Here is a 25,966-nt window from a genome sequence, read left to right as displayed (position 1 = left end):
TCAGCCCCCTTCTGCCGGCGCTAGCACCGGCGGCAGATACACGCCCAGATAGGCCGTCATCAACCGCGTCGCTTCACGACAGATCGGGTCAGACAACTCACCAGACTGCTGGTATCCGACCGCCAGCAGCTTGTCCGCTGCCTGCATGGCCAGTGCGAAAATATCGACATCCTGCGGCAGTGCCGGCAGCACGAAGCGCTCTGCCAGGCATTGCTGAAAACGCTGGGCCAGCAACTGGTCATGCTGCTGGTCGGCCTGTCGTATCGCGGCCAGCCCGTGACCGCCCAGCAGCAACTCGCAGGCTGCCGGGTGACGACGGTAATAATTCTGAAAGCGCGCCTCAATCTCGGCCACCAGGGCGACCCAGTTGTCGGGCGCAGAACTCGGTGGCTGCTGCAGCACGGCGTCCAGATCAACGAACAGCCGTTCGGCCAACGCCGCCAGCACATCGCTGATCTGCGGAAAGAAGTGGTAGACCGAGGACGGTGGAATGTCCGCCTGCTCGGCTATGGCATAAATCGACAGCTCGCTCAGCTCGCCCTGATCCAGCAAGCTGATGGTCGCCTCAAGGATACGGTCGATTCGCTCCTGACTGCTGGCACGGCGTTTCGGGGCGACCCGACTCATAAAGCTCTCTCTAACTGGCGACTGTCCTGCAGACGATACCACAGCAACGCCAGCGCCCGGATAGCTGTCTGCAGTGGCGCTCCTGGCGGCACCGGCCAGTGCTTCCAGCGCGCCAGCAGGTCAAAGTTGCGCGCATCACCCAGCACCGTTTCGGCCATCAGCCTGCCGGCCAGCCCAGCCAATGCCACGCCTTGCCCGGAGTAGCCCTGCGTGTAGAGCACGCGCTGACCAAGGCGACCGAACACCGGCGCCTTGCTCATCGTCATTGCCACCTGCCCGCCCCACAGATACTCAAAGTCCTCTTCCGCCAACGGCGGGAACACCTGCGCCATGCGCTGACGCATGGTCTGTCTGAGCGCATCCGGTCGGGCGTCACGGGCACTGGCCCGGCCTCCGAACAGCAGCCGATTGTCTGGGGTCAGTCGGTAATAATCGATCAGGGTGTTCATATCGCAAACGGCGGCGCGCGACGGAATCAACCGGGTCGCCAGCTCACCCAGCGGCCGGGTCGCGCCAATATAGCTGCCGATCGGCATAAAGCCCTTGCGCTGCCACGGCAGCAACGTGCCAAGATAGGCGTTGCCCGCCAGCAGCAGATGGCCAGCGCGTACCGTACCGGTCGCCGTCTGCACCGCAACCGCGCCCCCCTCTTGTGCATAGCCCAACACGGCAGAACGCTCAAAGATGCGCACGCCCGCCTGTTCAGCCGCACGGGCCAGGCCTTGCGCGTACTTGAGCGGGTGCAGATCGCCACCGCCCCAGTCCATTACGCCGGCGTGATAATCCGCCCGCAACAAACCCTGCAGCGCCTCGCGATCATGAAACTCCAGCCGGTCGTAGCCCAGCTCACCCAGCTCCTGCTGCCAGGCATGCAGGTCGGGCACCTGACGCGCTTTGTTGGCCACCAGCAAGATGCCCCATTTCAGATCGCAGCCGATGTCGTGCCGCGCCACCCGGTCACGCAACAGGTAAACGCCATCTACGCCGAGCTGCCAGACCTTGCGCGCGTCGGCCTCGCCCAGTTCCCTGACGACCCGGGCATGCTCACAGGCCAGCCCGGGGTTGATCTGCCCGCCGTTGCGGCCGGAGCAGCCCCAGCCGACATCTTCTGCCTCGAGCACAATCACGCTACGCCCGGCCTCGGCCAGCTCCAGTGCTGCCGAGAGCCCGGTAAAGCCGGCACCGACAATACAGACATCCGCCTCCAGCCCACCCTGCAGCTGGGCGCGGGGCGAAACAGCGGGCACGCTGGCCCGATACCAGGAGTCATTCATCACCCAGGCTCTCGCATAACGAACAATCCCGCCGGAGGGCGGGATTGCGATGGGCTCATATCCGCGATCAAACCGTATGCAGATACCACATGTACTCCAGATCAGAGATGGTCTTCTCAAACTCTTCCATCTCGCTTTCCTTACAGAGTACGAAGACGTCCAGGTATTCTTCGCCGATGTACTCCTTCATCACCTCGGAGGCTTCCAGCTCGCGCAGGGCGTCACGCAGGTTGGTCGGCAGAGAGGCTTCGTGCTGATCGTAGGCGTTACCTTCGGTCATCTCCGGCGGCTCGATCTTGTTGCTGATGCCGTAGTGAATGGCCGACAGCAAGGCAGCCATCAACAGGTAAGGGTTGGCGTCGGCACCTGCCAGGCGGTGCTCGATGCGCATCGCCTCAGGCTCACCGCCCGGTACCCGTACGGCGACCGTACGATTGTCGATACCCCAGGTCGGCGCACAGGGCACGAAGAAGCTCGGGCTGAAGCGGCGGTAGGAGTTGACGTTGGGGCACAGGAAGGCCATGTACTGCGGCAGGGTTTCCAGCAAACCGCCGACCGCCCAGCGCAGCGTGTCGCTCAGGCTGCCGTCCGGGTTGGGGGCGAAGATATTGTGGCCGTTCTCATCCGTCAGACTGATGTGCACGTGCATGCCGTTGCCCGCCTGATCGTAATAAGGCTTGGCCATGAACGTGGTGTCCATCTCGTGGTCATAGGCGACGTTCTTGATCACCCGCTTGAGCAGCACGTTGAAATCGCAGGCCTTCACCGGGTCATCGACGTGGTGCAGGTTGACTTCAAACTGTCCCGGCGCGGACTCGGCCACGATGGCGTCAGCGGGGATGCCCTGCTCGTGGGCAGCTTCGATGACGTCCTCAAGGAATTCGGCGTATTCGTCCAGATCGTCCATGGAGTAGACCTGAACCGAGTTCGGGCGTTTGCCCGACATGGGGGAGCGCGGCGGTTGCGGCCGGCCGGTGATGTTCTCCTGGTCGATCAGGTAGAACTCCAGTTCGAAGGCAGATACCGGGGTCAGCTTGAGATCTTTGAAGCGTTCTACGATACGTTGCAGAACATAGCGGGGGTCGGCGAAGAAGGGGGTCTTGCGGTCCAGCTCGTACATGGTCATCAGCAGCTGTCCGGTTGGCCGCTTCTGCCATGGCTCTACCGTCAGCGTGCCCGGGATCGGCAGGCAGATGCGGTCAGCATCGCCAATCTCCAGCCCCAGCCCGGTCTCTTCGACGGTCGTGCCTTGAATGTTGAGCGCAAAGACCGACGCCGGCAATGCGATGCCCTTCTCGAAAGCCTTGGCCAACGCCGAACGATCAATGCGCTTGCCGCGCACAATACCGTTCATGTCAGCAATAAGAAGGTCAATAAAGTGGATTTCCGGATGCGCGACCAGAAAGGCCTCCGCTTCCTGGATGCCGACCTGCGCACCGATCTCGGTGGCTACGGCTGTTAAAGCATCCGCTCCGGCTTGGGGCTGCATGGGGTTTCACCTGTTATTTGTAAAATATATCAATCACAAAACGTGCCAGCCCTGAGTTAATCCGAAAGGCTCGTTAGAGTCAATAGAGCAGGCATCGCACAAAGGCGGTGCAAGGCGCACCAAATAAGGTCATTCCGGGCGGCTAATGCGTCAATACGCGCCGACGAACGTTCAGTATTTGCGGTCTTTGTGTTGAATATTTTTTATTGCTATTGTACGAAAAAACGAACAACAATGCGGTCACCCGCTACTCATACTGGATCATCTGGAAGACAGTCCATGTCCATCGCTCGCAAGCCCGTCATCGGTATCGTCTGCTGCTCCGAGCAGCTCGGCCTCCATCCCTTCAACATCGTCGGCGAGAAGTACATCCTCGGCGTGGTTGACGGTGCGGACGGCCTGCCACTGCTGATTCCGGCCCTCGGCGAGCGCCTCGACAACGCGCAGTTACTGGACATGCTCGACGGCATCCTGTTTACCGGCTCCCCCTCCAACGTGGAGCCCCATCACTATCAGGGCCCGGTCAGCGCCGAGGGCACCAAGCACGACCCCAAGCGCGACGCCACGACCCTGCCGCTGATTCGCCAGGCCATCGACCAGGGCGTACCGGTCCTGGGTATCTGTCGCGGCTTCCAGGAAATGAATGTCGCCTTCGGCGGCACTCTGCATCAACGTCTGTTCGAGGTGGGTGGATATATCGAACACCGCGAAGACAAGACACAACCGGTCGAGGTGCAATATGGCCCCGCCCATGAGGTTCGCTTCGAGCCCGGGGGGTTGCTTCACCAGATCGCAGGCTGCAGTTCGGCCCAGGTCAATTCCCTGCACACCCAGGGAGTGGCTACACTGGCATCCGGTCTGCAGCCTGAAGCGACAGCACCCGACGGACTGATCGAGGCCTTCTCGGTCAGCCAGGCAACCCAATTCGCCCTCGGCGTACAGTGGCACCCCGAATGGCAGGTTCGCAGCAATCCGCTGTATCTGTCCATTTTCCAGGCGTTCGGTAACGCCTGCCGGGCCCATGCGTCGCGGCAACCCTGAGGCGGTTATGAACAAGATTGAAAGCTGGCTGAAAGAAAACAAGATTACCGAAGTGGAATGCATGGTCAGCGACCTGACCGGCATTGCCCGCGGCAAGATCGCACCGACCATGAAGTTCATCTCGGAAAAGGGCATGCGCCTGCCCGAGAGCATCCTGCTGCAGTCGGTGACCGGCGACTATGTCGAAGATGACATCTATTACGACCTGCTGGACCCGGCCGACATCGACATGATCTGCAAACCCGACGAGACCGCCATGTATATGGTGCCGTGGGCGCTGGAGCCGACCGCGCAGATTATTCACGACTGTTTCGACAAGATGGGCAACCCCATCGAGATGTCGCCGCGCAACGTGCTCAAGACCGTGCTCAAGCTGTACCAGAAAAAAGGCTGGAAACCGATTGTCGCGCCGGAAATGGAGTTCTATCTGACCCGCCGCAACGCGGACCCGGATCTGCCGCTGCAGCCGCCGATCGGCCGCTCCGGCCGTCAGGAGACCGGCCGCCAGTCCTTCTCCATCGACGCCGCGAACGAGTTCGATCCGCTGTTCGAAGACATGTACGACTGGTGTGAAGCCCAGGGCCTGGATCTGGACACCCTGATCCACGAAGAGGGCACCGCGCAGATGGAAATCAACTTCCGTCACGGCGATCCGCTGCACCTGGCCGACCAGATTCAGGTGTTCAAGCGCACCATGCGCGAGGCCGCGCTCAAGCACGACATGACCGCTACCTTTATGGCCAAGCCGATCACCAACGAGCCGGGCAGCGCCATGCACCTGCACCAGAGCATCGTCGACACCAAGACCGGCAAGAACATCTTCTCCAATGAAGACGGCAGCATGAGCGAGCTGTTCCTGCAGCACATCGGCGGCCTGCAGCGCTATATCCCCGAGGTACTGCCGCTGTTCGCCCCCAACGTCAACTCCTTCCGCCGCTTCCTGCCCGACACCTCGGCGCCGGTCAACGTGGAATGGGGCGAAGAGAACCGCACCGCCGGCCTGCGCGTGCCCGACTCCAACCCGCAGAACCGCCGGGTGGAAAACCGTCTGCCGGGCGCCGACGCCAACCCCTACATCGCCATCGCCGCCAGCCTGCTGTGCGGCTACCTGGGCATGGAAAACCAGATCTCGCCGTCGGCGCCAGTCAAGGGCCGCGCCTACGAGCGCCGCAACCTGCGCCTGCCGCTGACCATCGAATCCGCTCTGGAACGCATGGAGCAGTGCCGCGATGTCGAGTCGGTGCTGGGCAGCAAGTTCTGCCGCGGCTACGTCGCCGTCAAACGCGCCGAACATGAAAACTACAAACGGGTGATCAGCTCCTGGGAGCGCGAGTTCCTGCTGCTGTCTGTCTGATCCCTGACCTGACCACCGTCGCTGCTATCGGCAGCGACCTCACGGATACCGGAGTACCGCATGAGCACACTGAATACCGCCGCCCTGCAAGCCATGGACGCCGCCCACTACCTGCACCCCTTCACCGACCACAAGGATCTCGGCGAGCGCGGCACACGCATCATTGAACGCGCCGAAGGGGTCTACCTGTGGGATAGCGAGGGCAACAAGGTGCTCGACGGCATGGCTGGACTATGGTGTGTCAACATCGGTTACGGGCGCACCGAGCTGGCCGAAGCGGCTTATAAACAGATGCTCAAGCTGCCCTATTACAACAGCTTCTTCCAGTGCACCAATCCGCCGGCGATCGAGCTGGCCAAGGCGATCGCCGAGGTAGCGCCGGCGCACATGAATCATGTGTTTTTTACCGGTTCAGGCTCCGAGTCCAACGACACCGTGCTGCGCATGGTGCGCCGCTACTGGGACCTCAAGGGCAAACCGACCAAGAAGACCATCATCGGCCGCATCAACGGCTACCACGGTTCCACCGTGGCCGGCGCCAGCCTCGGCGGCATGTCGGTCATGCACGAACAGGGCGACCTGCCGATTCCGGGCATCGTGCACATTCCGCAGCCGTACTGGTATGGCGAAGGCGGTGACATGACGCCGGACGAGTTCGGCATCTGGGCCGCGCAGCAGCTCGAAGCCAAGATCCAGGAACTGGGCGAGGATCAGGTCGCGGCCTTTATTGCCGAGCCGATCCAGGGCGCCGGCGGCGTGATCATTCCCCCGGATACCTACTGGCCGGAGATCAAACGCATCCTCGCCAAGTACGACATTCTGCTGGTGATCGACGAAGTGATCTGCGGCTTCGGCCGCACCGGTCAGTGGTTCGCCAGCCAGCACTACGACCTGCAGCCTGACCTGATGCCGATTGCCAAGGGCATGACCTCCGGCTACCTGCCGATGGGCGGCGTGATTGTCAGTGATCGCGTGGTCGAGACCATGGTTGAACATGGCGGTGAGTTCTACCACGGCTACACCTATTCCGGTCACCCGGCCTCGGCTGCCGTCGGCCTGGAAAACCTGCGCATCATGCGTGATGAAAAGATCGTCGAGTACGTTCGTGAAGAAGCGGCACCGTATTTGCAGGAGAAAATCGCCGGCCTGGCAGAGCATCGCCTGGTTGGTGAAGTACGCGGTGTAGGCCTGCTCGGCGCCATCGAGCTGGTCAAGGACAAGGCCACCCGGGAGCGCTTTCCGGACAAGGGCACCGTCGGCACCCTGTGTCGTGATCTCTGTGTTGCCAACGGCCTGGTGATGCGTGCAGTCGGTGACACCATGATCATGTCGCCGCCGCTGATCATCAGCCGCAGCGAGATTGACGAGCTGGTGGAAAAGGCCTGGACAGTGCTCGATCAGGTTGCCGAGCAACTGGGCGTCTGACGTCCTGGTCGCCCAGCGGCTATGCTGGCCAGTGAGCGCTTGACTCCACCGGAGCGGCCCGCGCCGCCCGGACACCGCGTTTCCAAACAATGGATGGAGAGTTGAAACGATGATGAAGCATCTGGGCAAGACACTGCTGGCCACTGCGACCGTTGTATCCATCGGTACAGCGGCGCAGGCAGAGGAAGTGGTAAACGTCTACAACTGGTCGGACTACATCGCCGAGGACACCCTGGACAACTTCCAGGAGGCCACCGGCATTCGCCCGGTCTACGACGTTTTCGACAGCAACGAGGTACTGGAAGCCAAACTGCTCTCGGGCAGCTCCGGATTCGACATCGTTGTGCCGTCCAACCAGTTCCTCGGCAAACAGATCAAGGCTGGCGCCTTTATGCCGCTGGACCGCAGCAAGCTGCCGAACTGGGAGAACCTGGACCCGACCCTGCTGCGCGCGCTGGAAACCAACGACCCCGGCAACCAGTACGCCTTTCCCTACCTGTGGGGCACCACCGGCATCGGCTACAACCCGGAAAAGGTCAAGGCCGTGCTGGGTGAAGACGCGCCGGTCAACTCCTGGGACCTGGTGTTCAAACCGGAGAACATGGAGAAACTGGCCTCCTGTGGCGTGGCCTTCCTCGATGCGCCGGCCGAGATCATTCCGTCTGCCCTGTTCTACCTGGGTCTGGACCCGAACAGCACCAGCGCCGACGACTATCCGAAGGCGCAGGAACTGCTGATGAACGTACGTCCGCACATCACCTACTTCCACTCCTCCAAGTTCATTACCGACCTGGCCAACGGCGACATCTGCGTGGCGGTGGGCTGGTCCGGCGACATTCTGCAGGCCGCCGCGCGCGCCGACGAAGCCGAAAACGGGGTCGAAGTGAAGTACGTGATTCCCAAGGAAGGTGCGGCCATGTGGTTCGACATGATGGCCATTCCCAAGGACGCCAAAAATGTCGATAACGCCTATGCGTTTATGGATTATATTCTGCGCCCCGAGGTGATCGCCGAGATCTCGAACTACGTCGCCTATGCCAATGGCAACCAGGCTTCCAAGTCGATGATCGACGAGAGCGTACTGACCGATCCGGGCGTCTATCCCAGCGACGAGACCCTGGCCAAGCTCTTTACTCTGGCCGAACTGCCGGCCAACATCGAGCGTACCCGGACCCGTCTCTGGACGCGGGTAAAATCCGGCCAGTAACGTGGAAAAGACGGTAATAACAAGCGGCCGGCTGCAGTCTCCCTGCGCCGGCCAGATCAACAGCACTACTTATCTCAGGCACCCCTGCCTTTAGGAGACACCATGAAGCAATCCATGCATCGGTCACTGCTCGCCCTGACCACCGCGACCCTGCTGGGCGGCGCCGCTATCGCGCAGGCCGAAGGCAAGCTGAACATCTACAACTGGTCGGACTACATCGCCGAAGACACCATCGCCAACTTCGAGCAGGAAACCGGCATCAAGGTGACCTACGACGTGTATGACGCCAACGAGGTCGTCGACGCCAAACTGCTGACCGGCAACTCCGGCTTCGATATCGTGGTGCCCACCAACAACTTCCTGACCAAGCAGGTGCAGGCCGGCGTCTATATGGAGCTGGACCACAGCAAGCTGCCGAACATGAGCAACCTGAACCCCGAGCTGATGAAGCAGATGGAAAGCATCGACCCGGGCAGCAAGCACTCCATCCCCTATCTGTGGGGCACCAATGGCATCGGCTACAACGTCGACAAGGTACAGGAAGTCCTGGGTGACGACGCCCCGCTGGACTCCTGGGCGCTGATCTTTGATCCGCAGTACGCCAGCAAGCTGGCCAGCTGTGGCATCAGCATGCTCGACTCCGCTGACGAGATGCTGCCCTCCGCGCTCAGCTACCTGGGCCTGGACCCGAACAGCACCAGCGCTGACGACTTGAAAAAGGCCGAAGAGCTGCTGCTCGCTGTGCGTCCGCACATTACCTACTTCCATTCCTCGCGCTACATCACCGACCTGGCCAACGGCGACATCTGCGTTGCCGCCGGTTACTCCGGCGATATTTTCCAGGCCGCCTACCGCGCCGAGGAAGCCGAGAATGGCGTCAACATCAGCTACATCATTCCCAAGGAAGGCACCGCCCTGTGGTTCGACATGATGGCCATTCCCAAGGATGCGCCGAATGCCGACAACGCCCATGCGTTCATCAACTACATTCTGCGCCCGGACGTGATCGCCCCGATCACCGACTACGTGGCCTACGCCAACCCGAACAAGGCCTCGGACGACCTGATTGATCCGGAAATCCGCAACGATCCGGCGATCTACCCGACCGACGAAGTGCTTGAGCGCCTGTACGTCAACGTACCGCGCCCGATGTCAGCCCAGCGCCTGATGACCCGTACCTGGAGCCGCATCAAGTCCGGTCGGTAACCAGAGCAAGGGGCTGTCCACGGACAGCCCCTTGTTGAATCGGTAACAGCCAATCCGGCGGGTGGCCGTCACCCGTCCCAATACAGGCATGCGGCACGCACCGCAGCAGTAGAAAAAGAGTCGGAGAAACCTATGGTTGGTGCAGCAGGAGCCATGAAACAGGCGATGGCCAAGGCCGAGCCCAATGACTTTGTGAAGATCGAACGCATCAGCAAGCGTTTTGATGAAGCGCTGGCCGTCGATGACGTCAGCCTGAGCATTAACCGCGGCGAAATCTTCGCCCTGCTCGGAGGCTCGGGCTCGGGCAAGTCGACGCTGTTGCGCATCCTCGCCGGCTTTGAACGCCCCAGCGAAGGCAGGGTGCTGCTGGACGGCCAGGACATCACCGACCTGCCGCCCTATGAACGCCCCATCAACATGATGTTCCAGTCCTACGCGCTGTTCCCGCACATGACGGTCGAGCAGAACATCGCCTTTGGCCTCAAGCAGGACCGCCTGCCCAAGGCCGAGATCGATGCCCGCGTTAAGGAAATGCTCAAACTGGTGCACATGACCGAATACGCACGCCGCAAGCCAGACCAGCTGTCCGGCGGCCAGCGTCAACGTGTGGCGCTGGCCCGCTCGCTGGCCAAACGTCCCAAGGTGCTGCTGCTCGATGAGCCGATGGGGGCACTGGACAAGAAGCTGCGCACCCAGATGCAGCTGGAACTGGTCGAGATCATCGAGCGGGTCGGCGTGACCTGCATCATGGTGACCCACGATCAGGAAGAGGCCATGACCATGGCCCAGCGCATCGCCATCATGCACCAGGGCTGGATTGCCCAGGTCGGCACGCCGATGGATATCTACGAGAGCCCGGTCAGCCGTCACGTCGCCGAGTTCATCGGCAGCGTCAATATCTTTGAAGGCGAGATCACCGCCGACATGGAAGACCACGCCATTATCCAGTGCGACTGCCTGGACAAGCCGATCTACGTCGGCCACGGCATCACCACCCGCGCTCAGGACAAGAACATCATCTACGCCCTGCGCCCGGAGAAGGTCTGGGTCAGCGCCGAGAAGCCCGAGGGCGAGCACAACAGTTCACACGGTGTGGTGCACGACATCGCCTATCTGGGCGGGCACTCGGTGTATTACATCAAGCTCGACAGCGGCAAGCTGGTGCAGGCCTTCTTTGCCAACTCCGAACGCCGGCTGCCCCGCCCCACCTGGGACGACGAGGTGTATATCAGTTGGGATGACGACAGCGGGGTCATTCTGCACTCATGAAAATGCCACGCCTGACACCGCCCGGGCGCTTCTGGGTTATCAGCGTCCCCTACCTGTGGCTGTTCCTGTTCTTCCTGCTGCCCTTCGCCATCGTGCTGAAGATCAGCTTCTCGGAAGCCGCGATCGCCATTCCGCCCTATCAGCCGATCTTTCAGTACGTCGAGCAGAAGCTCAACGTCGCGCTGAATCTCGGCAACTACATTTTCCTTAGCCAGGACGGCCTGTACCTGTCCGCTTATCTGGGCTCGCTGAAGATCGCCTTCTTCTCGACCCTGATCTGCCTGTTTCTGGGCTATCCGATGGCCTACGCCATCGCCCGTGCGCCCAAGGAAAAGCAGCTGGTCTACCTGCTGCTGGTGATGATGCCGACCTGGACTGCGATCCTCATCCGCGTCTACGCCTGGATGGGCATTCTCAGCAACAACGGCCTGCTCAACTCGGTGCTCATGGGCATCGGTCTGATCAGCGAGCCGCTGCAGATCCTCAACACCAACACCGCCGTCTATATCGGCGTGGTCTACGCCTACCTGCCGTTCATGGTATTGCCGCTGTACGCCAACCTGGTCAAGCACGATCACAGCCTGCTGGAGGCGGCCATGGATCTGGGTGCGGGCAAGATCAAGGCGTTCTGGAGCATTACCGTGCCGCTGTCGAAAACCGGCATCATCGCCGGCTCGATGCTGGTGTTCATTCCGGTGGTCGGCGAGTTCGTGATTCCCGAGCTGCTGGGCGGCCCGGAAACCCTCATGATCGGCAAGGTGCTGTGGCAGGAATTCTTCAACAACCGCGACTGGCCGGTCGCCTCGGCGCTGGCGATTGTCATGCTGGTGATCCTGATCGTGCCGCTAGTGCTGTTCCACTACAACCAGGCCAAGGAAATGGAGAAGAAGTCATGAGCAAACGTCCCTCCTTCTCCACCGTCATGCTCTGGCTCGGCCTGGCGTTCATCTACCTGCCGATGATCATTCTGGTGATCTACTCGTTCAACGCCTCGCGCCTGGTGACTGTCTGGGGCGGCTGGTCGGTGCACTGGTACGTTGGCCTGCTGGACAACACCCAGTTGATGAACTCGGTCAAACGCAGTCTGCAGATCGCCTTCTTCACAGCGACCGCCGCAGTAGCACTGGGCACGCTGGCCGCCTTCGTCATGACCCGCATCAAGCGCTTCCGTGGCCGTACGCTGTTCTCCGGCCTGGTCACCGCGCCGCTGGTCATGCCCGAGGTGATCACCGGTCTGTCGCTGCTGCTGCTGTTTGTGGCCATGGCGCAGCTGGTCGGCTGGCCGGCTGAGCGCGGCATGGTGACCATCTGGATCGCCCACGTGACCTTCTGTACCGCCTACGTCGCGGTGGTGGTCAGCGGACGTCTGGGCGAGCTGGATCAATCGGTCGAAGAGGCGGCGATGGATCTCGGCGCGCGGCCATGGAAAACCTTCCTGCTGATCACCGTGCCGATGATCGCGCCGTCGATCGCCGCCGGCTGGCTGCTTTCCTTTACCCTGTCGCTGGACGACCTGGTACTGGCCAGCTTTGTCTCCGGCCCCGGCTCGACGACCCTGCCGATGGAAGTCTTCTCCGCCGTACGCCTTGGCGTGAAGCCCGAAATCAACGCGGTCGCCAGTCTGATTCTGCTGGCGGTGTCGATCTTCACCCTGATCGGCTGGTTCATCGCCCGCAGCGCGGAGAAGCGCCGGGCGACGCCTCCGGATGACGAAGAAACCATCACCTGGCAGGCAGTTATCGACAGCCGTCGCAACTGACCCATACGGGCAGGACGGGGCAACCACAGCGCCTCGTCCCTGCCCGTCGCGACTGCCTTGCCCCCTCCCGAAAGAAAACAGTTGGCTTTGACCGTCAATCGGTTTACTCTTCCCTTGTGAATGAATATTCATTCAAATCAGTGCGTTCCGGTAGCGCGCGACAAGGCGCTATTACGTACTGCACAACGCTGGCGATAGTCGCTAGAATGCTCGAATGAACACTCATTCGATGACCGCAAAAACACCCCGTCCGCGCATCAAGGACAAACGCCAGGCCATTCTCAATGCGGCCTTGAAGGTCTTTGCCAACGGCGGGGTAAACGGCGTTCCCATGCCCGCTTTGGCCGAACAGGCTCAAGTTGGCACCGGCACTATCTATCGCTATTTCAGCAGCAAGGAGGCTCTGGTCAACGAGCTGTTTCGTGAGCAGCGTCAGCTCAAACGGGACCTGCTTTTCGAAGGGCTGGAGCCGAACCTGTCGGCACATGAGCAATTTGCTGTCGTCTGGCAACGCATGATCCGCTATAGCCGCGAACACCCGGACACCTACCGGTTTCTGGAGATGCAGGATCACCGCCCGTACCTGGACGAGCAAAGCCGCCAATTGGAGCAAACGTTCTTTGCTCCGCTGGTCGCGCAGTACCGGCTGTATCAGCAGCAAGGCGTTTACCGCAGCGATCTGCGCGCAGAAGTGCTGCTAGCCATGGTTTGGGGCACCTTTGCCAACCTGGTCAAGTGCGAGCGCGAAGGCTTGTTGGTACTGCAGAGCGACGATCTGGAAGCGGCCTGCGAGACCTGCTGGTCGATGCTTACCGGCTGACGACACCTTGCTGCCAAACCAACAACAAGAGGCAGCAGTCATGAGCAAGAGCACCAAATCCCTGAGCGCATTGGGCCTGAGCGCCGCGCTTGGCACCGCAGCAGTGGCCGGCGAAACCGAAGAACGCATGCTGCAGATGATCGCGAGCGGCGACGCCTATTCGGCCGACACCCTGATGCCGTTATTCAAGCAACTGGAGCCGGTCAGTCTGGAATTCATGCTCGGTACCTGGCGTGGCGGCAAATTTGATGGCGGTGCCGAACCAGACCCGCTGAACTGGTACGGCAAACGCTTCACCAGCATCAACGATGTCGAGCCTATCCTCTACCCTGGCCCGGATGGGACGCTGCAAAACTATGACAAGCTGGGCCGTGCACAGATCCGTGAGATGGTATTTGACGGCACGGTATCCGCCGCGCTGATCTACGATCAGCAGCCGATCATCGACTACTTCCGCAAGGTCAACGACGACGTGGTTATCGGCCTGGGTGACATCAAGGGCAAGCCACTGGACTTTTTCTTTCACCTGACACGCGATCAGTAGGGCCTGGTGCCGTTTCGTTCGCCCGCCTGCCGGGTAAGGCCGCCGAGATTGCGTCTGCAAAGCCATCCCTCGGGGGCGCTCATCGCCCAGGTGAGCTGAGCAGAAACAGTTTTGCGCACCAAGCCGGCAAGGGGCGGCGCAGGGATACGCTGAACCCTTGGGCTGCTCGCTGCTTGATGGACGGCTTTACAGCCAGCAACAGACGGGCAAAGGAAATGGCATCCGCCCCTGATAACAAAACGCCGCTTTTCTGGACTGCGCCGCGCGGCGAATCGGGGTAGCATGGACAGTAAATCAACGCCGGCATCGCCGGCGTTTTCCTGTCATCCGTCTGGAGAAACCCCGTGTCCAAACTGGTTCCTGCCATCGACCCCGAAGGTCTGCTCGAATACTCCGTGGTCTTTACCGACCGCTCCCTGAACCACATGTCGCAGACATTCCAGCAGGTCATGCGTGACATCTCCGGCACCCTGAAAGACGTGTACAACGCCAACGCGGTTGCCGTGGTGCCGGGTGGCGGCACCTTCGGCATGGAAGCCGTCGCACGCCAGTTCGCACAAGACAAGAAGTGTCTGGTCATCCGCAACGGCTGGTTCAGCTACCGCTGGAGCCAGATCTTCGAGATGGGTGGCATTCCCGCCAGCGAAACCGTACTCAAGGCCCGCCAGTCAGGTGACAGCGAGCAGCCCCAATTTGCGCCGGCCGCTATCGAGGATGTGGTCGCCGAGATCCGCGCCAGCAAACCCGACGTGGTCTTCGCGCCGCACGTCGAAACCGCCGCCGGCATCATCCTGCCCGATGACTACCTGCGCGCCGTAGCCGCTGCGGTACACGACGTCGGCGGTCTGTTCGTGCTGGACTGCATCGCCTCCGGCACCGTCTGGGTCGACATGCAGGCCTGCGGTGTCGACGTCCTGATCAGCGCCCCGCAGAAAGGCTGGAGCGCTTCGCCCTGCAGCGCACTGGTGCTGCTCAGCGAACGCGCCGAGGCGGTGCTGGAAACCACTACCAGCACAAGCTTTGCAGCCGATCTGAAGAAATGGCGGCAGATCATGCAGGCCTATGAGAATGGCGGTCATGCCTATCACGCCACCATGCCGACCGATGCCCTCAAGGCCTTCCGCGACACCATGCTGGAAACCCGCGACTACGGCTTCGACAAGGTCAAGCAGGAGCAGCTGGCGCTCGGCACTGCAGTGCGAGAGCTGATGCAGGAGCTGGGCTACAAGAGTGTCGCCGCTGACGGTTTCGGCGCCCCCGGCGTCGTCGTCAGCTACACCGACAACGACGGCATTCAGAGTGGCAAGGCCTTCGCCCCGCTCGGCCTGCAGACCGCGGCCGGCGTGCCGCTGATGTGCGACGAGCCGGCCAGCTTCAAGACCTTCCGCATCGGCCTGTTCGGCCTCGACAAGCTGCACAACCCAGAGCGCACTGTGGACACGTTGCGCGAAGCGTTTGGCGCGCTGCAGGCGCGCTAAACGCAGCGGCAAAAGCAGCGGCAAGCCTCAAGCTTCAAGCTTCAAGCCGCAAGCAAACCCAGCCTCGATGCCGGGTTTTGTTTGTGCGCAGGGATTGGCTGCTGCGCAACATGCAGTTCTGCTGGCGCCACCTACCACTGCATGCTCCGCATGAAGCCAAAAGAAAACCCGCACGATTGAACACCGCGCGGGTTTGGCTTGCAGCTTGAAGCTTGCGGCTTACAGCTGGCTAGCTCCGCTAGCCCTTTTGCTGCGCCATGATCTCTTCCATCGCCAGACCGGTGAGGCCGTGGATGGTGCGCCAGAGGTAGAACAGGATACCCATCATCATCACCATCGAGGGGATGGCGATCATCGGGTAGCTGACCAGCGTCATCTGCCCGAGCTGTTCGTTGAACGCCTCGGTCCCGGCCGGGCTGGTGACGATCCACTTGGCCAGGATGTAATTCATCGCCGACGAGAAGAAAAAGGTGCCGGCCAGGAAGTAGGTGGCGCGCAGCAGGCGCAGGTTGAATATATCCACCAGCCCGCGCTCCTGCAGCCGTTCCTGAACCAGCGCGACATTGATCACCTTCTCGTTGTACAGCATGGTACGAATCAGCGGGTAGCGCGTGCGGGTCGAGATCAGCACAGCCAGCCCGAGCACGCCGGGCACAGCGGCTTCCTTGATGGCCAGCCACTTGTTGTCCAGCTGCAGCAGACCAATGCCGCCGGTCAGCAGCACGCTGACCACACCCAGCGCGGCGATAAAGTTGAATTTGCGGTACTGCACCAGTTCGAACACGCCCCAACCAATCGGCAGCGCCAGCGCCAGAATCAGCGCGTTGGCGGCACCGAGCTGAGCCTCACCACTGAGCTTCATCAGGATGATCGAGGGAATGATGATGCTGACCAGCAGGTCGATCAGCGGACGCGGCTTGTGTTGCGCGGGGGCGGGATTGGCATCGGACATGGCAGGGAAAACAGTCTCCGGCGGAGGGAAAGGGCCATCATACACAGGCTGGCGCCCCGCTCCCAGCGGAGCACCAGCAGAGATCCGGCCCGGCTCGTCAGGCCAGCATGGTGCTGACCAGATAGGCGGTATAACCGACGTAGGTCGCCAGCAGCAGCACCCCGTTAAAGCGGGACACCGTGCCCTGCTTGCCCATGCGGCCGATGCCCATGACCAGCAGCACCAGGGTCAGCACAAACATCACCACCCAGTCGCGATAGAGCACCACCGGCTCGACCGCCAGCGGGGCGATCCCGGCAGCGATACCGACCACGGCGAGGGTGTTGAACAGCCCCGAACCGATCACGTTACCCAGCGCCAGGTCATGTTCGTTACGACGAATGGCAGCGAGCGAGGACGCCAGCTCCGGCAAGGAGGTACCGATCGCAACAATGGTCAAACCGATGATCAGGTCGCTGACGCCCAGCCCCTCGGCAATGTAGACCGCCCCCCAGACCAGCAGGCGCGAGCTGGCGATCAGCAGCACCAGCCCCAGAATCAGCCAGAACAGCGCTTTGTTCAGCGGCATGGCATGGCTCGCCACTTCCTCTGCGTATTCGCCGGACAGGGCATCGTCCTTGCCGCGCATGCCCTGCACCACAGACCAGCCCATCAACAGGAAGAAGGCCCCTAGCAGCACCCAGGCATCGTTGCGCGACAGCGAGCCATCCAGCAGCTGATAACCCGCCAGCAGGGTGATACCAAGCAGAATCGGCAGCTCCTTGCGGATAACCTGTGAGTGCACCTGAATCGGGCTGATGACCGCCACCAGGCCGATGATCAACGCAATATTGGTGATGTTCGAGCCGTAGGCGTTACCCAGCGCCAGTCCGGGATTTCCCTGCCCGGCGGCCAGCGCCGAGACCACCATTTCCGGTGCCGAGGTACCAAAACCAATGATCAGCATACCGATCAGCAGCGGCGGCATGCCGGCATGGGTAGCGGTGGCAGAGGCGCCATCCACGAAGCGGTCTGCGCTCCAGACCAGCAGAGCCAGACCGGCAATTACGGCGGCAATAGCCAACAACATCTTCAGATTCCTGTGTCATTTGAAAAATAACGTCCATTATCAATGATAAGCGCCGGACGGTGACAAAAAGATTCAGAATTCTCGCCGCGCGCCGATACACTACGCGGCCGCAACGCTTAAGGCGTTTCGACCTGCTGGCACGCTATTGGTGCCAAACAATGCTCACTCTGCGATGAAGGACCATCCCCACCCTATTCAGGTGACTATATGGCCATCAACCGTTCCCTGCGTCAGCAAACCCTCGCACTCATGCTCGGCAGCCTGCTGCTGATGCTGCTGGTCTCTCTTGTGATTACTCTGACACTGGCCGGTAGCGTCAACAGCTATCAAAGCCTGCTCGAGCGCCCGCTGACCAGCGCCAGCCTGATCAACCGCGCCAATCTGGAATTCAAGACCCAGGTGCAGGAATGGAAGAACGTGCTGCTGCGCGGCGCCAACAACGCGGACCGCAGTAAGTACTGGAGCCAGTTCGAGGCCAGCGAAGCAGCGGTTCAGGCCACCCTGCAGGAGATTTCCGCGCTGGATATCGACAGCGCCCAGCAGGCCGAGGCGCGCCAGCTCATGCAAAAACATCAGGCCCTGGGCAGCGCATACCGCAACAGCCTGCGCGCCTTCGAGACCTCCGGCCTTGAGCCCACCGCCGGTGATCAGGCCGCCCGCGGCATTGATCGTGACTTCAGCGAACACCTGAGCGATCTGGCCCTGCGCCTTAATCAACAGGCCCAGCAGCAGAGCGTGCAAATCAATCAGGCGGCCAGCAGCGCGCTGTGGGTCGGGCTGGTGAGTCTTTGCGTCGCTGCGGTGCTGATTGGCGTGCTTAGCCAGTGGCTGGTCAACCGCCGCCTGGTCAACCCGATCACCCACCTGATCCGCCAGATCGAGCAGTTGAGTCTTGGCCGTCTTGGCCAGCCGATCAAAAGTCATCGCACCGACGAGCTGGGCACCCTGGCGCGCGCTGCCAACCAGCTGCGCGACTTTCTGGAAGATACCTTTGGCCAGCTCAAGCGCAGTACCGGCGAGCTGGATCGCGCCAGCGGTGAACTCAACACCATCGCCACCCGCATGGCCCAGGGCAGCCGCGATCAGTTCTCGCGCACCGACCAGGTGGCCACCGCGATGCAGGAAATGTCAGCCTCCGCCGTGCAGGTCGCGCAACATGCAGCCGAAGCCGCCCACGCCGCGGACGACGTCGACAGCAACGCCCAGCAGAGCGCTGCGGTGATGCAGCAGACCATCGCCGCCATGCAGGCGATGCTGCAGCAGATCAACCACACCACGGAGGTGATTCAGCGCCTGGAAGGCGACAGCAGCCGGATTGGCAAGGTACTGGATGTGATCCAGGGCATTGCCGAGCAGACCAACCTGCTGGCACTCAACGCCGCCATCGAAGCAGCCCGCGCCGGCGAAGCCGGGCGTGGCTTTGCGGTGGTTGCCGACGAGGTACGTACCCTGGCCCAGCGTACCGCCGAGTCCACCTCGGAGATCCAGCAGATCATCAATGACGTGCAGACCGGCGCCGGCGAAGCGGTCAAGGCCATCGCCAGCGGTCAGGCGCAGAGTGAAAACAGCATGCAGCAGGTCAATCAGGCGGGCGAGCGGCTGCAGCAGATCACCCTGGCCATCGAGGCGGTACGCGACATGAACCGGCAGATTTCCACTGCCGCTGACGAGCAGACCAGCGTAGCCGAAGACATCAGCCGCAATATCACCGAGATCACCGATATTGCCGCGGCCAACCAGAAGGAAGTCGACAGCACCTCCCGCGCCAGTCAGACCCTGCACGAACTGTCTGGCGAGCTGGGAACGCTGACCGGGCGCCTGTCGGCCTGACCAGCGGCCAGGCCTTTAGGCAGAACTCAGGCGGTCGCCGCGCTGGCGGCGCTCGCCTGACGCTGGCGCTCTTCTTCGTAGAGCTCCTTCTTCGACAGCTTGCCGACCGGCGTCTTGGGCAGCTCGGGGCGAATCTCCATCGCCGACAGGCGTTCATGCTTGCCCAGCCGTGACGCCAGAAACGCCTGCAAGGTCTCGAAGTCAAACGCCTCGGCCCCGTCCTTCAGCTTGATAAACGCCTTGGGCGCCTGCCCGCGATAGGCGTCATCAACACCGATAACGGACACTTCTTCGACACCCGGATACTCGTAAATGGCTTCTTCGATGACGCGCGGATAGACGTTGTAACCGCTGCACAGAATCATGTCCTTGGTACGGTCGACGATATAAACGTAGCCGTCCTCGTCCATGTAACCGATATCCCCGGTGCGCAAAAAGCCCTCACTGGTCATCGCCTCGGCGGTCGCATCAGGGCGCTTCCAGTAACCGGCAGTAATATTCGGCCCCTGAATGCACACCTCGCCCCGCTCGCCGGCCGGCAGCTCGGTTTCGCCGCCGTCCAGCGGCAAAATACGGATCTGAGTGCCGGGCACCGGTATACCGCACGAACCTGGACGCGGCGCGGCATCACGCGGGGTAAAGGTGCCACTGGTGGTGGTCTCGGTCATGCCCCAGCCTTCGCGCAGCGCGCAACCGGAGCGCACCCTGTACTGCTGCTGCACCTCTACCGGCAGCGGCGCGCCACCGGAGTTGCACATCTTCAGCGAGGTCAGGTCGTGTTCGGCGGTCTGCGGATGCGCCAGCAAACCGATAAACATGGTCGGCACGCCCGGGAAAGTGGTAATCCGGTTCTGACTGATCTCACGCAACACGGTCGGCACGTCAAAACGCGGATGCAGGTACAGTTCGGCAGCCGCGCGCAGACCGAAGATCATGTTCACCATCAGCGCGTAGATATGGAATGGCGGCAGCACCGCCAGCACCCGCTCCTGGCCCGGCACGATGGCCGAGTTGAGGACCTCCCGCAGCTGCGCACAGGAGGCCGTGATATTGCCGTGGGTCAGAATGGCCCCCTTGGGTACACCGGTGGTGCCGCCAGTATATTGCAGCACCGCCAAGGCATCGGCCGGATTGTCGAGCGGGTGGTTCTGATAGTTGCCGTCGTTGTTCAGCAGCGCGGCAAAGCGGCTGCAGTCCGCCCCCCAGGCGACCTGGGCCTGCGGGCCAAGCAGGTTGCGCTGTTCATCACTCGCCTGCGCGCAGAACTCGGTCAGCTCGCCCACCACCAGATGGCGCAGCCGGGTGCGGCTCATCAGGCTGACCATCCGCGGATAAAACGCTTCCAGGTCGAGGGTCACCATCACGTCGGTCTGGCTGTCCTCAATCTTGTGTTCGAGGGTGCGCTCGGCATCCAGCGGCGAATAGTTGACCACCACGCCACCCGCGCGCAACACACCCAGGAAGGCGATGAAATAGTGCGGGCAATTGGGCAGATACAGCCCCACGTGAACGCCGGGGCCCACGCCGATCTGCTGCAAGCCGCGCGCAAAGCGCGCTACTTGCTGGCTCAGCTCGCGGTAGCTCATCTTGGCACCGAAAAAATCGATTGCCGGATTGTCCGGAAACTCCGCCACTGCCGCATCCAGCAGGCTCGGTACTGCCTCGGCAGTATGCTCCAGTTCCCAGTTGATATCGTCAGGGTACGACTTCAGCCAACGCCGTTGAGTAGTCACAGCACGCCTCCACACCGGGCCCCCGACCGTGTCCGGGGCAGATTGTTTTTATCCGCTGACGGTAGCCCGAAAGCAGGCGCGCGAAAACGCCTATCCACCGCGCATATGGCTCACCATAGAGACAAACCACATGCAACGGCCCCAATGAGGCCGATAGCGACTGACGCTTGGCGCCTGCAGACACCCCGACACTGCCCTGGTCGGCGGCCAGTTCGCCCCGCATGTCGGCAATGACACACCGCAGACACGGCACGCTATTGCGTGCGGCCACGCGCGCAGGCTATACAGGGGGACCTCAGGCGCATCAAATGTCCCCATCTGCCCGATGGAGCAGATCGCGCCGTCTTTACGTCGCAGCAAAGAACAAGAGATAAGGAATGCGCAAACGTCTTACGCCCGTCATCATCGTGCTGATCGGGATCGTTGTTTTCATCATCCTGCGTGTCACCCGCGACCAACCCGAGCCCGTCGGCAACCAGGAGCGCGCCTGGCGGGTTGCCACCGAAACCATCAGCCCTGATGCCTTCCAGCCGCGCCTGACACTATACGGCCAGCTTGAATCACCGCGCCGCTTTACCGTGGTGGCACCGCTGTCAGGCCGCATCGCCGAGCTGCCGGCCAACGATGGCGCCAGCGTTGCCAAGGGAGACCTGCTGGTCGCCCTGGATGAGGCCGACATTCAGCCACGCATTGCCCAGGCTCGCGCCGAGCTGGCTGATGCCAAGGCCCAGCTGGAGAGCGAAAAACTCGCCAACGACGCAGATCGCCAGGCGCTGCGCATGGAACGACGGCTCGAGGACAACGCACGCAAGGCGCTGGAGCGCATGGAGCAACTGGTCGAGCGCCAGATGGTGCCCGCCGTCGAGCTGGACAACGCCCAGGACGTGCTAGATCGCGCCGCGCTCACGGTCGCCAACCGCCAGCGCAGCCTGACCGCCTACCCTTCCCGGCTGGCCGCTCTGGAGGCGCGCGTGGAGCGCGCCGAAGCAGCCCTCGACAGCACCCGGCGCGACGCCGAGCGCAGCCGCTTCATCGCCCCTTTCGACGGCGTAATCGGCAGCGTTCAGGTTGCCGTGGGTGATCAAGTCAACGCCAACGCTGCCCTGCTCGACTTTTACCCGCTAGAGGGCATGGAATTGCGCGCACTGGTGCCCCAGGTACACAGCCAGGACTTTATCAACGCCCTCGGCGAAGGCCAGCAGCTCGAAGCCCGCAGCCTGGATGTGCAGCCACCGCTGCAGCTGACGCTGACCCGCATTGCCGGCCAGGCAGACGCCAGTGGTATCGAGGCGCTGTTCCGCGTCAACAACCCGCGTGCCGACCTGCGCCTGGGCAACCTGATGGCCGTCAGCGTCGCCCGTCCAAGCCGCAATGACAGTGTCGCGTTGCCGTACAGCGCCCTGTATGGCAACAACACCATCTACACGGTCAACGACAGTCGTCTGCAGGCGATTGCCGTTGAGCGTGTCGGCGAGACGCTGGATGAACAGGGCAACAGCCGAGTGCTGGTACGTTCGCAAGCGCTGCAAAGCGGCATGCAGATCGTCACCACCCACCTGCCCAATGCCATGTCAGGGCTGCGGGTCGATACCGGTGAGCCCGCGGCGGAGTCGGCGGAATGAGCAGCACCGGGCCGCTGGGCTTTTTTGTTCGTCACAAGGTTGCTGCCAACCTGCTGATGCTGATCATGCTGATGGGCGGTGTAATCGGCCTGTCACGCATGAACATCCAGTTCTTTCCGACCTTCGCACTCGACTTCGTCACCGTACAAGTGATCTGGAACGGGGCCGCTGCCGAAGACGTCGAGCAGGCCATCACCATCCCGCTGGAGCAGCGACTGCGCAGCCTGCAGAACCTCAAGACCATGACGTCGACCTCCGCCCAGGGCGTATCCAGCATCACCCTGGAATTCCGCGAGGGCACTGATCCGATTGTCGCCCTGGACGACGCGCGACAACAGGTCGACGAGTTCCGCAACCTGCCCGCCGCCGCCGAGAAACCCGAGGTCGTCCGGGTTGCCCGCTACGACCCGATTGCCAACCTGCTGCTGTACGGGCCGTTCGAACCGCACGAACTGCGCAGCATCGCCAACCGCATGGAAGATGACCTGCTCAACCACGGTGTGGACCGCATCGTCATCAACGGCGTGCCCGAGCAGCAGATCAGCATCGAAGTACCCAATGCCGAGCTTCGCCGTCTGGGCATGTCGCTGGACCAGTTGGCCGCTCGCATCAACGCCGAATCACGCGATCTGCCCGCCGGCCAGGCCGGTGAGCAGGACTCAGCCCGTGAGCTGCGCGCCATCGAGCAACGTCGCGACCCGCAGGCCTTCGGCAGCATTGCCCTGCAACCTGAAGGCGATAGCCACCTGCGCCTCGGCGATATTGCCGATATCCGCCAGGAGCCACGCCGCAATCAGGTGCTGCTGCGTTACGACGGCTATCCGGCGGTGGAGCTGCAGCTCGAGCGCAGCGAAGACGGCGACTCCCTGGAGTCGGCCAAGATCCTCAACGACTGGCTGCAAGACATCCGCCCCACCCTGCCGCCGCAATTGCAGATTCATGCCTATGACCAGGCCTGGCAGCTGATTGACGACCGTATCCGCCTGCTGGTGAACAACGGTTTGAGCGGTCTGGTGCTGGTGCTGATTCTGCTGTATCTGTTTCTGCCTGCACGGGTGGCGCTGTGGGTCGCGGTGGGTATTCCGACCGCCTTCCTCGCCGCCATGGCAGTGTTCTGGGTCATTGGCGGATCGATTAATATGATTTCGCTGTTCGCCCTGATCATGGCGCTGGGGGTGATCGTCGACGACGCCATTGTGGTCGGCGAGGACGCCGACGCCCACCACCGCAATGGCGAGGCGTCCGAGCGCGCCTCGGAGGGGGCGGCCAAACGTATGCTCTGGCCGGTCGTGGCCTCCTCGCTGACCACCATCGCCGCCTTTATGCCGCTGCTGATGGTCGGCGGCATCTTCGGCAATATTCTGGGCGACATCCCCACGGTGATGATCTGCGTGCTGATCGCCTCGCTGCTGGAGTGCTTCGTCGTGCTGCCGCATCACCTGCGTGAAGCCTTCCGACCCGGCAAGCCCCGCACCGGACGCCTGGCGGCCGTCGGCAACCGCCTTGATAGCGTCCGCGCGCGCTTCGACCGCAGTTTCAATCGCTTTCGTGATGGCCAGTTTCGCCGCCTGTCCCAGGCGGCGCTGGCCAATCGCGGCACCACGCTGGCCTGCGCCCTGGTCAGTGTGGTGATCACCGTCGGCCTGCTCAGCAGCGGGCGCATCGGCTTCAGCTTCTTCCCCACGCCCGAGCCGCAGGTGCTATATGCCAACGTCAGCTTCGTCGCCGGCACCCCCCGCGCCAGCATGGTCAGTTTCATGCGGGAGCTGGAACAGAGCCTGAGCGACACCGAGCAGGCGCTGGGGGGCGAGCTGATCCTCACCGCCTTGACCCGCGAAGGCGAAGTGCTGGGAGACAACGGGGTCGCCCGTCAGGGCGACAACCTGGGTTCGATGATGGTCGAGCTGGTCTCGCCGGACCACCGCGACGTGCGCAACAAAGCGTTTATCCGCGAGTGGCAACGGCGCATCCAGCCACCGCCGGGCATAGAGCGCATCAACATCACCGAGCAGCAGAGCGGCCCGCCCGGCAAGGACGTCGATATTCGCCTGACCGGATCCGAGCCGCAGCAGCTCAAGGAAGCCGCAGACGCGCTGTCGGTCATTCTCGCGGGCATCGAAGGGGTGGTCAGCACCGATGACGACATGACCTGGGGGCGCGAGCAGCTGGTCTACAGCCTGACGCCCTATGGCCAGGCGCTGGGGCTCAGCATCGAGAGCGTCGGCAACCAGTTGCGTGCGGCCTACGATGGCCGCCTGGCGCAGATCTACCAGGACAAGCGCGATGAAATCGAAGTACGGGTACAGCTACCCCGTGCCGAGCGTGAAAGCCTCGCCAGCCTGGGTAATCTGAACATTCGCCTGGATGACGGCCGCTTCGTGCCGCTGCGTCAAGTGGTGACCTTCACCAGTAATCAGGGCTTCTCGGCGCTGCGTCATGCCGATGCCCAGTTGGCTACCGACGTCACCGCCGACATCGACAGCGGCCAGACCACCGCAGGCGTCGTGCTCAAGGCCGCCGCACAAGAGCTGCCCGCGCTGGCCAGCCGCTACAACGTGCGCTACAGCTTCGAAGGACGCTCGGTCGACCAGCAGGAAACCCTCGCCGACATGCGCGACGGGCTGATCATCGGGCTGCTGCTGATGTACGCGGTACTGGTCTGGGTGTTCTCGTCCTGGAGTACGCCACTGATTGTCATGTCGGTGATTCCGCTGGCGCTGGTCGGCGCCCTGCTCGGTCACTGGGTGATGGGGCTGAACCTGACCATTCTGTCGCTGTTCGGGCTGTTTGGTCTGTCCGGTATCGTGGTCAACAACTCGATCATCCTGGTGAGCTTCTATCAGGAGCAACGCCAGCGTGGACTGGCCGTCAACGACGCCCTGAACGAAGCGGTGGTGCAGCGTCTGCGGGCCGTCATGCTGACCTCCCTGACCACCATCGGCGGCCTGCTGCCGCTGCTGTTCGAAACGTCCCTGCAGGCGCAGTTCCTGATCCCGATGGCCACCTCGATTGCCTTCGGTCTCGGCTTCTCGACCCTGCTGGTGTTGCTGGTGGTGCCGGCACTGCTGTCGATGCTGGAGGGGTGGAAGGAGCGTAGAGCGGGCGGGACGGCCTGACGGTCGTCAGCTGCAAGCCTCAAGCTGCAAGCAAACCCGGCCTTGGTGCCGGGTTTTGTTTTGGAGCTGGAGGCTGGAGGCTGGAGGCTGGAGGCTGGAGGCTGGAGGCTGGAGGCTGGAGGCTGGAGGCTGGAGGCTGGAGGCTGGAGGC

The 25,966-nt window shown here is 62.2% G+C and carries 20 protein-coding genes; 14 read left to right on the top strand and 6 right to left on the bottom strand.

From position 1 onward, the window contains the following. The 3 genes from ASB58_RS14075 to ASB58_RS14065 form a co-directional block, all read right to left on the bottom strand. Positions 1 to 627, bottom strand: a complete 627-nt coding sequence (locus ASB58_RS14075; RefSeq protein ID WP_118131307.1) for a TetR/AcrR family transcriptional regulator — start codon at positions 625 to 627, stop codon at positions 1 to 3. Further along, positions 624 to 1,901, bottom strand: a complete 1,278-nt coding sequence (locus ASB58_RS14070; RefSeq protein WP_118131306.1) for an NAD(P)/FAD-dependent oxidoreductase — start codon at positions 1,899 to 1,901, stop codon at positions 624 to 626. The genes ASB58_RS14075 and ASB58_RS14070 overlap by 4 nt, the downstream gene beginning before the upstream one ends. Before the next feature lie 67 nt (positions 1,902 to 1,968). Further along, on the bottom strand, positions 1,969 to 3,390 hold the full coding sequence (locus ASB58_RS14065; RefSeq protein ID WP_118131305.1) for a glutamine synthetase family protein: 1,422 nt from the start codon (positions 3,388 to 3,390) through the stop codon (positions 1,969 to 1,971). A gap of 285 nt (positions 3,391 to 3,675) precedes the next feature. On the opposite strand from ASB58_RS14065, the gene ASB58_RS14060 reads away from it, so the two are divergent. The 11 genes from ASB58_RS14060 to ASB58_RS14010 all read left to right on the top strand — a co-directional run bounded on the left by ASB58_RS14060 (position 3,676) and on the right by ASB58_RS14010 (position 15,493). Beyond that, positions 3,676 to 4,431 (top strand): gamma-glutamyl-gamma-aminobutyrate hydrolase family protein, encoded by a 756-nt coding sequence (locus ASB58_RS14060; RefSeq protein WP_202974640.1) that lies wholly within the window; start codon positions 3,676 to 3,678, stop codon positions 4,429 to 4,431. 7 nt (positions 4,432 to 4,438) lie between these two features. Then, positions 4,439 to 5,785 (top strand): glutamine synthetase family protein, encoded by a 1,347-nt coding sequence (locus tag ASB58_RS14055; protein ID WP_096004578.1) that lies wholly within the window; start codon positions 4,439 to 4,441, stop codon positions 5,783 to 5,785. Between the two features lie 60 nt (positions 5,786 to 5,845). Continuing rightward, positions 5,846 to 7,210: an aspartate aminotransferase family protein gene (locus tag ASB58_RS14050; RefSeq protein WP_096004511.1), complete on the top strand. Its 1,365-nt coding sequence runs from the start codon at positions 5,846 to 5,848 to the stop codon at positions 7,208 to 7,210. Positions 7,211 to 7,322: 112 nt separating this feature from the next. Next, a complete protein-coding gene (locus ASB58_RS14045; RefSeq protein WP_118131417.1) occupies positions 7,323 to 8,417 on the top strand; it encodes an extracellular solute-binding protein in 1,095 nt (364 codons plus the stop codon). Positions 8,418 to 8,531: 114 nt separating this feature from the next. Beyond that, entirely contained in the window at positions 8,532 to 9,623 is a 1,092-nt protein-coding gene (locus ASB58_RS14040) for a polyamine ABC transporter substrate-binding protein (protein WP_202974639.1), read from the top strand. Positions 9,624 to 9,755: 132 nt separating this feature from the next. Beyond that, a complete protein-coding gene (locus tag ASB58_RS14035) occupies positions 9,756 to 10,892 on the top strand; it encodes an ABC transporter ATP-binding protein (protein ID WP_096004513.1) in 1,137 nt (378 codons plus the stop codon). Further along, entirely contained in the window at positions 10,889 to 11,788 is a 900-nt protein-coding gene (locus tag ASB58_RS14030; RefSeq protein ID WP_096004514.1) for an ABC transporter permease subunit, read from the top strand. The genes ASB58_RS14035 and ASB58_RS14030 overlap by 4 nt, the downstream gene beginning before the upstream one ends. After that, positions 11,785 to 12,651 (top strand): ABC transporter permease subunit, encoded by an 867-nt coding sequence (locus tag ASB58_RS14025; protein ID WP_096004515.1) that lies wholly within the window; start codon positions 11,785 to 11,787, stop codon positions 12,649 to 12,651. Before ASB58_RS14030 ends, ASB58_RS14025 begins: the two co-directional genes overlap by 4 nt. A 229-nt stretch (positions 12,652 to 12,880) precedes the next feature. Then, positions 12,881 to 13,471, top strand: coding sequence for a TetR/AcrR family transcriptional regulator (locus tag ASB58_RS14020; protein ID WP_165771257.1), 591 nt, complete (start codon positions 12,881 to 12,883; stop codon positions 13,469 to 13,471). 40 nt (positions 13,472 to 13,511) lie between these two features. Continuing rightward, positions 13,512 to 14,015: a DUF4334 domain-containing protein gene (locus ASB58_RS14015; RefSeq protein ID WP_118131302.1), complete on the top strand. Its 504-nt coding sequence runs from the start codon at positions 13,512 to 13,514 to the stop codon at positions 14,013 to 14,015. Between the two features lie 344 nt (positions 14,016 to 14,359). Next, positions 14,360 to 15,493, top strand: coding sequence for an aminotransferase class V-fold PLP-dependent enzyme (locus tag ASB58_RS14010; protein ID WP_118131301.1), 1,134 nt, complete (start codon positions 14,360 to 14,362; stop codon positions 15,491 to 15,493). Between the two features lie 238 nt (positions 15,494 to 15,731). Here ASB58_RS14010 and ASB58_RS14005 read toward each other — a convergent pair whose 3' ends face one another. Together ASB58_RS14005 and ASB58_RS14000 are read right to left on the bottom strand one after the other, a co-directional pair. Next, positions 15,732 to 16,445, bottom strand: a complete 714-nt coding sequence (locus ASB58_RS14005) for a VC0807 family protein (RefSeq protein WP_096004519.1) — start codon at positions 16,443 to 16,445, stop codon at positions 15,732 to 15,734. 97 nt (positions 16,446 to 16,542) lie between these two features. Beyond that, complete coding sequence (locus tag ASB58_RS14000; RefSeq protein ID WP_118131300.1) at positions 16,543 to 17,514, bottom strand: calcium/sodium antiporter; 972 nt, start codon at positions 17,512 to 17,514, stop codon at positions 16,543 to 16,545. 207 nt (positions 17,515 to 17,721) lie between these two features. Between ASB58_RS14000 and ASB58_RS13995 the strand changes: the two genes are divergently transcribed. Then, positions 17,722 to 19,344: a methyl-accepting chemotaxis protein gene (locus ASB58_RS13995; protein WP_118131299.1), complete on the top strand. Its 1,623-nt coding sequence runs from the start codon at positions 17,722 to 17,724 to the stop codon at positions 19,342 to 19,344. Between the two features lie 26 nt (positions 19,345 to 19,370). Here ASB58_RS13995 and ASB58_RS13990 read toward each other — a convergent pair whose 3' ends face one another. Continuing rightward, positions 19,371 to 21,077, bottom strand: coding sequence for a long-chain-fatty-acid--CoA ligase (locus ASB58_RS13990; protein ID WP_118131298.1), 1,707 nt, complete (start codon positions 21,075 to 21,077; stop codon positions 19,371 to 19,373). Positions 21,078 to 21,454: 377 nt separating this feature from the next. On the opposite strand from ASB58_RS13990, the gene ASB58_RS13985 reads away from it, so the two are divergent. Next, positions 21,455 to 22,699, top strand: coding sequence for an efflux RND transporter periplasmic adaptor subunit (locus tag ASB58_RS13985; RefSeq protein WP_118131297.1), 1,245 nt, complete (start codon positions 21,455 to 21,457; stop codon positions 22,697 to 22,699). Then, positions 22,696 to 25,815 (top strand): efflux RND transporter permease subunit, encoded by a 3,120-nt coding sequence (locus ASB58_RS13980; protein WP_118131296.1) that lies wholly within the window; start codon positions 22,696 to 22,698, stop codon positions 25,813 to 25,815. Before ASB58_RS13985 ends, ASB58_RS13980 begins: the two co-directional genes overlap by 4 nt. Positions 25,816 to 25,966 lie beyond the last annotated feature (151 nt).

Origin of the sequence: Pseudomonas abyssi (assembly GCF_003444685.1) — a bacterium.
In the GTDB taxonomy this organism is placed as follows: domain Bacteria; phylum Pseudomonadota; class Gammaproteobacteria; order Pseudomonadales; family Pseudomonadaceae; genus Halopseudomonas; species Halopseudomonas abyssi.
The sequence above is the reverse complement of the archived record's forward strand: the minus strand, read 5'-3'. Positions and strand labels throughout refer to the sequence as shown.